8 protein-coding genes are annotated in these 9,262 nt (G+C 70.3%); 4 read left to right on the top strand and 4 right to left on the bottom strand.

Annotated elements, in window-relative coordinates; all coding sequences use genetic code 11:
• From VHC04_RS06055 to VHC04_RS06045, 3 genes are all read right to left on the bottom strand, one after another.
• A partial coding sequence (locus VHC04_RS06055; protein WP_325679040.1) for a GTPase occupies positions 1–568 on the bottom strand: 568 nt, incomplete at its 3' end.
• The gene (pth, locus tag VHC04_RS06050) at positions 568–1,149 is read right to left on the bottom strand and encodes an aminoacyl-tRNA hydrolase (RefSeq protein ID WP_325679037.1); all 582 of its coding nucleotides are present in this window, start codon (positions 1,147–1,149) and stop codon (positions 568–570) included. The genes pth and VHC04_RS06055, both read right to left, overlap by 1 nt.
• A 20-nt stretch (positions 1,150–1,169) precedes the next feature.
• The gene (locus VHC04_RS06045) at positions 1,170–1,805 is read right to left on the bottom strand and encodes a 50S ribosomal protein L25/general stress protein Ctc (RefSeq protein ID WP_325679035.1); all 636 of its coding nucleotides are present in this window, start codon (positions 1,803–1,805) and stop codon (positions 1,170–1,172) included.
• 211 nt (positions 1,806–2,016) lie between these two features.
• Here VHC04_RS06045 and VHC04_RS06040 point away from each other — a divergent pair, with 211 nt between their 5' ends.
• A complete protein-coding gene (locus VHC04_RS06040; RefSeq protein WP_325679034.1) occupies positions 2,017–2,580 on the top strand; it encodes a TetR/AcrR family transcriptional regulator in 564 nt (187 codons plus the stop codon).
• Positions 2,577–6,047, top strand: coding sequence for an acyl-[ACP]--phospholipid O-acyltransferase (locus VHC04_RS06035; RefSeq protein WP_325679032.1), 3,471 nt, complete (start codon positions 2,577–2,579; stop codon positions 6,045–6,047). Before VHC04_RS06040 ends, VHC04_RS06035 begins: the two co-directional genes overlap by 4 nt.
• A gap of 128 nt (positions 6,048–6,175) precedes the next feature.
• Here VHC04_RS06035 and yajC read toward each other — a convergent pair whose 3' ends face one another.
• Entirely contained in the window at positions 6,176–6,568 is a 393-nt protein-coding gene (gene yajC / locus VHC04_RS06030) for a preprotein translocase subunit YajC (protein ID WP_325679030.1), read from the bottom strand.
• Positions 6,569–6,649: 81 nt separating this feature from the next.
• Here yajC and VHC04_RS06025 point away from each other — a divergent pair, with 81 nt between their 5' ends.
• Together VHC04_RS06025 and VHC04_RS06020 are read left to right on the top strand one after the other, a co-directional pair.
• A complete protein-coding gene (locus VHC04_RS06025) occupies positions 6,650–7,531 on the top strand; it encodes an ATP-binding protein (RefSeq protein ID WP_325679028.1) in 882 nt (293 codons plus the stop codon).
• Between the two features lie 11 nt (positions 7,532–7,542).
• Positions 7,543–9,156, top strand: coding sequence for a glycosyltransferase family 39 protein (locus VHC04_RS06020; protein ID WP_325679026.1), 1,614 nt, complete (start codon positions 7,543–7,545; stop codon positions 9,154–9,156).
• Positions 9,157–9,262: the final 106 nt, after the last annotated feature.

Raw genomic sequence — 9,262 nt, 5'->3', positions numbered from 1 at the left:
TCTCGTCGTCCTTGGCCACTTCGGCGGTGCGCGCGGGCCGGCCGGCGTTAAGCTGGTCCAGCGCCAGGCGCACCAGGCGCAGGGTGTTGGCGCTTTCCTTGTCGCCGCCCTTGGCCCGCTTCTCCAGGTTCACCACCCGTTTTTCCAGGCTCTCCAGGTCGGCCAGCATCAGTTCGGTGTCGATGATGTCGAGGTCGGAGATCGGGTCGATCCGCCCCTCGACGTGAGTGATGTCGTCGTCGACGAAGCAGCGGGCGACGAAGGCCACCGCGTCACAATCCCGGATGTTGGCCAGGAACTGGTTGCCCAGGCCCTCGCCCTTGGACGCACCGCGCACCAGCCCGGCGATGTCGACGAACTCCAGCGAGGTGGGCACGATCTTCTGCGACTTGCCGATATCGGACAGCACCTGCAGCCGCTTGTCGGGGACGGCGACGCGGCCGACATTCGGCTCGATCGTGCAGAACGGGTAGTTCGCCGCCTGCGCCGCCGCGGTCGCGGTCAGCGCATTGAACAGCGTGGATTTTCCCACGTTCGGCAGGCCAACGATGCCGCAGTTGAAGCCCATTATCGAATGTCCTGTGTCAGCAGCGCGACGCGCGTCATGAAATCCTCGGGCTTGCCCTGCGCCAGCAGCGGCGCGGCCTCCGCCACCGCGTCCAGCATCGTGGTCAGCCAGCCGGCATCGTCCTTGGCGAAATTGCCGAGGACATGGCCCAGCACCCGCTCCCTCGAGCCGGGATGGCCGATGCCCAGCCGCACCCGCCAATAGTCCTGCGAGCCCAGCATGCGGTCCATCGAGCGCAGCCCGTTATGCCCCGCGGCGCCGCCGCCCTTTTTCACCCGGACCTTTCCGGGCACGAGGTCCAGTTCATCATGGAAGGCGGTGATCGCGGCGGGGGCCAGCTTGTAGAAGGCGGCGGCCTCCTGCACCGACTCACCCGACGCGTTCATATAGGTCAGCGGTTTCAGCGCCAGGATCTTCTGCCCGGCGATGGACCCCTCGGCCGTGACGCCCTTGAAGCGGCGCCGCCACGGCGAGAAGCCGTGGCGGGACGCAATCACGTCAACGGCCATGAAGCCGATATTATGGCGGTTGGCCGCCATCCCGGGCTCCGGATTGCCGAGGCCGACCCAGAGTTGGGTCACTGGGACAGGGCCATCGGCTGTCAGCCCTTCTTGGCGGGCGCCTTGGCGGCCGGCGCGGCGGCGGCGGCGGTCGGTTCGGCGGCGACCTCGACCTTGGTCGGCGGCACCACGGTGGCGACGACGAAGTCGCGGGCGATCACCGGGCTGATGCCCTCGGTGCCCTTCAGATCGTGCCAGCGGACATTGTCGTTGAAGTCCAGCGGACCCAGGTCGGCGGTGAACTGATCGGGGATGTGCTCCGCGTCGGTCCAGACCTCCACCGCGTGGCGCACGACGTTCAGCACCGCGCCGCGCTTCAGCCCGGGGCTGATGCCGTCATTTTCGAAATGCACCGGGACCGCGACCTTGATCCGCTCCCCGGGTACAAGGCGCTGGAAATCCACATGTTCCGGCTGGTCGGACACCGGATGGAACTGCACGCCGCGGATCAGGGCCTTGATCGGCGCGTCGCCGCCCTGGATCTCATACACGCGGGACTGCCAGCCGGCCCGGTGCAGCTCGCGCATGACGACGCGGGGGTCGAGGGCAATCAGGTTGGGTTCCTGCTTGCCGCCATAAATTACCGCAGGCACCTTGCCTGCACGCCGGGTCGCCCGCGCCGCCCCCTTACCGCTACGCGTACGGACCTCGGCCTCGATGGTCACAACATTGGCCATGGTTCGCTCCTGAATGACAAACGCCGGCCTCCAGGGGTGCCGGCGCGGCGGGCGTGTATCCGAACGGGACGCAAAGGGCAAGGCGGAAAGGCGCGGAGCTGTGTCCCGGATGGTCCGGCCCGGATGGTCCGGCCCGGATGGTCCGGCATTGACGGCGGGCCGCGCGCCTTCCATTATTCTAACGAACGTTCGTTAGCAACGGGGCCGCGCCATGCAGGACCTCTCCACCCGCGACCGGATCATGCGCGCGGCCATGCGCCTGTTCGTGGCCCACGGCATCGACGCCGTCTCCCTGCGCGACATCGCTGACGCGGTCGGCATCAAGGCGCCCTCATTATATGCCCATTTCAGGAGCCGGGACGCGCTGGTGCAGGAGATGTTTCAGACCGGCTATGCCGCCTATGGACGGCGGCTGGCAGCGGCGGCGGCGACCGAGGGACGGTTTCCGGCGAAGCTCGACGCGATGGTCCGCACCGTGTGCCGGTTGCAGGCCGAGGACGACATCCTGTTCGGCTTCCTGCTGCTGACCCAGCATGCCGGCTTGCGGAGCATCCCGATCGAGGAGGCGGACAATCCGGTGCGGATTCTGTGCGACGCGGTCGCCGCCGGCATGGCGGCGGGAGACATCCCGCCGCGTGACCCCGTGCTGATCGCCGCGGCGGTGATGGGGGTGATCCTGCAGCCGGCCACGTTCCTGCTGTACGGGCGGCTGGCCGGCAACCTGTCGGCGATGCAGGACCAGATCGTCGCCCTGGCGATGCGGGTGGTGTCATGAGCAGCGCCCCGGCCTCGGGCACCGCGCCGGCCTCGAGCGGGGCGCCGGCCTCGTCGCTGGCGCTGCTTGCCACGCGCCGGCTGGGGCCGCTGTGCCTGTCGCAGGCCTGTGGCGCGCTGAACGACAACCTGGTGAAGAACGCGCTGGTCGTGCTGGCGCTGTTCCGGTTCGGCACCGGCGGCGCCGGTCTGGTGGCGCTGGCCGGCGCGCTGTTCATCGCACCCTATGCGCTGCTGTCGGCCACCGCCGGCCAGATCGCCGACCGGTTCGACAAGTCGCGCGTGATCCAGGCGGTGAAGGCGCTGGAGGTGGCGCTGATGGCGGTATCGGCGGCGGGGTTCCTGCTGGGCAGTACGCCGCTGCTGCTGGCGGTGCTGTTCGGCCTGGGCGTGCAGGCGGCGCTGTTCGGGCCGGTCAAATACGGCATCCTGCCGGATCATCTGGACACGACGGAGATCGTCGCCGGCAATGGCTTGATCGAGGCCGCCACCTTCGTCGCCATCCTGGCCGGCACCGTCGCGGGCGGGGCCCTCGTGCTGCTGGAGTCGGGGCCTGCCATCGTCGCCGGCACCGGCCTGGCGATCTCCGCGATCGGCCTGCTGGCCGCCTTCGCGGTGCCGCCGGCGCCGGCCGCCGATCCCGGCCTGCGCATCGGCTGGAACATCCTGGGTGAGACCGCTGGGGTGGTGCGCCTCGCCCGCGGCACGCGCCCGGTGTGGCTGTCGATCCTCGGCCTGTCCTGGTTCTGGGCGCTGGGAGCGCTGCTGCTGTCGGAGTTTCCCTCGTTGGCCCGCGATACCCTGGGCGCCGACGGGCATGTCGTGACCCTGCTGCTGACGGTGTTCTCGGTCGGGGTGGGCACCGGCTCCATCCTGTGCGCCCGCCTGCTGCGCGGCGAGGTCAGCGCGCGCTACGTGCCGTTCGCGGCGCTGGCCATCACCGTATTCATCTGGGATTGCGGCAGCGCCGCCAATGCGGCCGGGCGGCTGGCGGACGTGCCGGCGGTGCTGGCCTCGGTGCAGGGCTGGCGGATGATGCTGAACCTGCTGTTGCTGGCGGTCTGCGGCGGGCTGTACTCGGTGCCGCTGTACGCGATCGTGCAGGAGCAGTCCGAACCCGCCCATCGCGCCCGCACCATCGCGGCGAACAACGTGGTGAACGCGGTGTTCATGGTGGCGGGCGCCGGGGTGGTGGCGGGGCTGGCGGCGGCCGGCGTCTCGGCGCCGGGTGCGCTGAAGGTCGCCGCGGCCGCCAACCTGCTGGTGGCGCTGTGGATCGTCCGCCTGCTGCCGCGTGACGTGCTGCGGTCCCTGATGCGCGGGTATTTTCGCCTGTTCCACCGCGTCGCCGTGCGCGGGCTGGAGAACTTGCCGCCGCCCGACCAGCGGGCCGTGGTGGTCGTCAACCATCAATCCTTCCTGGACGGCTGCCTTGTCGCCGCGTTCCTGCCCGGTGAGCTGGTCTTCGCGATCGATACGGAGCAGGCGCGGCGGTTCCGGTTCCTGTCGGCCTTCCTGGAGCTGTTTCCGGTCGATCCGGCCAATCCGATGGCGACCAGGGCGATGGTCAAGGCGGTGCGGGACGGACGCCGGCTGGCGATTTTCCCCGAGGGCCGCATCACCCGCACCGGTGCGCTGATGAAAATCTATGCCGGCCCGGCGCTGATCGCCGACAAGGCGGACGCGGCGATCGTGCCGGTGCGGATCGACGGGCTGGTCTTCCACAAGACGTCGCACATGCGGGGCAAGCTGCCGTTGCGCTGGTTCCCGCGCGTCCGGCTGACGGTGCTGCCGCCCTGCCGGCCAGAGATCCCCGCGGCGGTGGTCGGCAGGGCGCGCCGGATGGAATTGGGACGGGTGCTGCACGGGATCATGGTGGCGGCCGCCTTCCGCCCCGAAACCATCCACGGCACCCTGTTCGGCAACCTTCTGCGTGCCCGGTCGCTGTACGACCTGGGCAGGCCGGTCGTGGCCGATATCGCCCCCGGCGATGGCGGCGGCACCACCCGGACGGCGTTGACGTATGACCGGCTGATCCTGGCCTCGACGGTGCTGGGCCGAGCCCTGGTTGCCCTGGTGACTGAACCGGTCGTGGGCGTGCTGCTGCCGAATTCAGCGGGCCTTGCCGTCACCTTTTTCGGCCTGCAAGCCCAGGGCCGCACCGTCGCGATGCTGAATGTCGCGTCCGGCGCCGAAGCGGTCCTGAGCTGCTGCGCCGCCGCCGGGGTCGGCAGCATCGTCAGCTCCCGCCGCTTCATCGAGAAGGGCAGGCTGCACCGGCTGGTCGACGCCCTGAGCACGCGGCTGCGCTTCGTGTGGCTGGAGGATGTGCGCGCCGCGATCGGCCTGGGCGGCAGGCTGCGCGGCATGGTGGCGGCATGGCGGCCGCAGCGCCTGCCGGGTGCGACGGGGGACGGGCAGGGGATGGCGGTGGTGCTGTTCACCTCCGGGTCGGAGGGGGCGCCCAAGGGCGTCGCGCTGAGCCACCGGGCGCTGTTGGCCAACTGCGCCCAGGCGGCGGCGATCATCGACTTCAATCCCGCCGACCGGGTGTTCAACGCGCTGCCGATGTTCCACGCCTTCGGCTTGACCGCCGGCACCTTGCTGCCGCTGCTGTACGGGGTGCGCACCTTCCTGTATCCCTCGCCGCTGCACTACAAGGCGGTGCCGGAGATGGTCTACGACGACCAGTCCACCATCCTGTTCGGCACCGACAGTTTCCTCGGCGGCTATGCGCGGCGAGGCGAGCCGATGGACTTTCAGTCGCTGCGCTACATCTTCGCCGGCGCCGAGAAGGTGCGGCCGGAGACGCGGCAGGCCTATATGGCGCGTTTCGGAAAACCGATCTTCGAGGGATATGGCGCGACCGAGACCGGACCGGTGCTGGCGCTGAACACGCTGGCGGCGGCGAAGGAGGGGTCGGTCGGCCAGTTCCTCCCGGGCATCTTGCATCGGCTGGAGCCGGTGCCGGGGATCGAGGGCGGCGGGCGGCTGCTGGTCAAGGGCCCCAATGTGATGCTGGGCTATTTGAAGGCCGATCGCCCCGGCGTGCCGCAGGCGCCGCCGGACGGCTGGTACGACACCGGCGACATCGTATCGGTCGACGCGCAGGGCTTCGTGACGATCCTGGGCCGGGCGAAACGGTTTGCGAAAATCGCGGGTGAGATGGTGTCGCTGGGCGCGGCCGAGGCGCTGGCCCATAGCGTCTGGCCGGATGCCGCCCAGGCCGTCGTGGCGCTGCCGGATGCGCGCAAGGGCGAGCGCCTGGTGCTGGTGACGACCCAGCCCGACGCCGCACCGCGGGCCATGCTGGCCAAGGCGCGCGCGTCGGGGATCGCCGAGATCATGGTCGCGCGCGAGGTCCTGGTGGTGGCGAAGCTGCCGCTGCTGGGCAGCGGCAAGACCGACTATCCGGCGGTTGTGGCACTGGCGGCGGGCCGGGCGGCAGAGGCGGTAACGGCGGATTGACCGGACGGACGGCGCGGGCCGGTCCCGGCGATGCGCACCGCCCCCCGGTCCGGAGGTCTTGCTGGTCCAGAGGTTCTTGCTGGTCCGGAGGTCTTGAAGAAACGGCTGATCAGGCGGCCGCGGCCGGATCAGGAGGCCTTGCCTTTCACAGCGCCGGTGTCGTTCGCCGCGACCGGCTTGACCACGCTGGTGATGGTGTCGCGCAGCACGGTCACCTTCAGGTTCGGCGCGATCTCCACCTCGATCTCATTGGACGGAACCTGCTTGCCGTCCTTGTCCTGCACCATCGGCACGCGCTGCACGGTGCCCAGGATGCCGCCGCCGGTCACCACGCGGTCGCCGCGCTTCAGCGACGCGATCATGGAGCGCATTTCCTTCTGCTTCTGCTGCTGGGGGCGGATCAGCAGGAAGTAGAACACCGCGAAGATCAGGATCAGCGGGGCAAACTGCGTGGCATTGCCCAGCAGGCCGCCGGTGATGTCCTGCGCATAAGCCGGGGAGATCAGAACGAAAGGGTTCATGAGGGCGAGGGCGTCCTTGCGGTGAAACCGGGCGGACCATAGTTTCCGGCCCTCTTTCGTCAAGCTTTCCTGGATGACCCCGTGACCGACCAACCGACGCTGCTTCTTCTGACCCGCATCGCGGCCGCCCTGGACCGCCTGGCGCCGCCCCCACCGGCACCGGTGGACCTCGGCGATGCGGACGCGTTCGTCTGGCATCCGGCGCCCCGCGCGGGGGAGGGCGGGACGCTGGCGCCGGTGCCCCGCGTGTCGCGCGTGGCGATCGCGCTGCTGAAGGGCGTGGATCGCCAGCGCGACATCCTGCTGGAGAACACGCTGCGCTTCGCCCGCGGCCTGCCGGCCAACAACGCGATGCTGTGGGGCGCGCGGGGGATGGGCAAATCCTCGCTGGTAAAGGCCGCCCACGCGGCGGCGAACCAGGAAACGCCCGGCTGCCTGGCGCTGATCGAAATCCACCGCGAGGATATCCGCACCCTGCCGGAACTGCTGAACCAGCTGCGCGGACAGGCTCGCCGCTGCCTGATCCTGTGCGACGACCTGTCCTTCGAGAAGGAGGATGCCGACTACAAGGCGCTGAAATCCGTGCTGGACGGGGGCATCGAGGGGCGGCCGGACAACGTGCTGTTCTATGCCACATCGAACCGGCGGCACCTGATGCCGCGCGACATGATCGACAATGAGCGTTCCACCGCGATCAATCCGAACGAGTCCATTGAGGAGAAGGTGTCGCTGTCCGACCGCTTCGGCCTGTGGCTGGGCTTCCATAACTGCGACCAGCCGACCTTCATGGCGATGATCGACGGCTATGCCGCCGATCTGGACCTGCCGATCGACCCCGAGACGCTGCATGCCGAGGCGGTGGAGTGGTCGGTCACGCGCGGCTCGCGCTCCGGCCGCGTGGCGTGGCAGTTCATCCAGGAGATGGCGGGGCGGCTGGGCGTGGCGAAGACGGTCAGCGCCTGACCGCGAGACCTATGCGCGCGCCGCCAATCGTGCCGCTGCCAATCACGTTGGTGATCGCGGGCACCACGCTGCTGCGGCTGGCCTTCGCCGCCACCACCGGCCTGGGGGTGGACGAAAGCTACATGGTCGCGGCCGGGCGCGTGCCTGGCCTGGGGTATTTCGACCACCCGCCGGCGTCGTGGTGGCTGTCCTGGGGGGCGGCGCATCTGTTCGGGTCCGAATCGCCCGTGGTGGTGCGGCTGCCCTTCATCCTGCTGTTCGCGCTGTCGCAAGGACTGATGTACCGGATCGGGTGCCTGGTGGCCGATCGGCGGGCGGGGTTCTGGGCGGTGGTGGCGCTGAACCTGTCGCCGGTGTTCGGGGTGACGACCGGAACCTGGGTGCTGCCGGACGGGCCGCTGGACGCGGCGCTGCTGGGTGCGGCGCTGTGCCTGCTGCGCGCGCTGGCGGACGGGCCGGATGGGGCGCCCGACGGAGTGCCCGATGGGGCGTCCGGCGGGGCGTCCGGTGGGACGCCCAATGGGACACCCAATGGGACGCCCGCGTCCGCGCCGGACGCGCACCGGCGGGGCCGGCGGTCCGGGCTGGGCTGGTGGGTGGGGGCCGGCATGTGTGCCGGCCTGGCCCTGTTCTCCAAATACACGGCGGTGCTGACCATCGGCGGGGCAGGGCTGTACCTGGTCTTCAGCCCGCGGGACCGGGTGTGGCTGGCGCGGCCCGGGCCGTACATGGCGGCGGTGCTGGCGCTGGCGGTGTTCTCACCCGTGCCGCTGTGGAATGCCGCGCACGGCTGGGCGTCCTTCGCGTTCCAGGGGGACCGGGCGGTGGGGCTGCGCTTCCAGCCCTGGATGCCGCTGACGGTGCTGGGGGGCGAGGCGCTGTTCGTGCTGCCCTGGATCTGGGTGCCGATGATGCTGCTATGGGTGGACGCATTCCGCCGCGGCGCGCCCTGGACCCACCGGCTGCTGGCCTGGCTGGCGGCGCCGCCGATCGTGGCGTTCGCGCTGATCTCGGCGTGGTCGGGGCAGCGGATTCTGTTTCACTGGGCGGCGCCGGGCTACCTGATGCTGTTCCCGCTGCTGGGGCAGGCGATCGGGGGCGCGGTGGCCGCGCGGTGGGTGCGCCGGACGATCGCGGCGACGGGTTGTCTGGTTGTGGCGGTGGTGGCGGTGATCTCCACGCAGATGCAGCTCGACTGGCTGGGCGGGGCGGCGGCTTCCGTGCTGCGGAAGGACCCGACGGATGAGGGGCTGGACTGGACCTCGGTGCGCGACGACCTGCGGGCGCGGGGGTTGCTGCGGGACGGCGCGGTCGTTGCGGTGATGAACTGGCGGGACGGCGGCAAGTTCGGCTACGCGCTGGGGCCGGGGGTGACGGTGCTGGTGCTGGACCGGGATAGCCGGCAGTTCGGGTTCGCGCATCCGCTGGCGGCGTTTGCCGGGACGGACATGCTGGTGCTGTCGGTGGACCCGCCGGAGCGCGCGCTGGCGGCGGCCGCACGGTGGTTCGATGGCGTTTCGGTGCTGCCGGGCGCGTCGGTGCGGCTGGATGGGCGGGTGTTGCGGCCGGTCACGGTGCTGTGGGGGCGGGGGTTGCGGCAGGATCCGGTCGCGCGTGTCCGTTGAATTGGGCGCCGGAGGGCCTGACAGGCAGCGGCACGGGTCGAGTCACGAGCGGGGACCGTGTGAGGCGGCGCGGCAGGTTGCGCGCGGCGGGCTTGCGCCCGGTGCA

This window comes from Rhodopila sp. (assembly GCF_035548095.1).
In the GTDB taxonomy this organism is placed as follows: domain Bacteria; phylum Pseudomonadota; class Alphaproteobacteria; order Acetobacterales; family Acetobacteraceae; genus Rhodopila.
The sequence above is the reverse complement of the archived record's forward strand: the minus strand, read 5'-3'. Positions and strand labels throughout refer to the sequence as shown.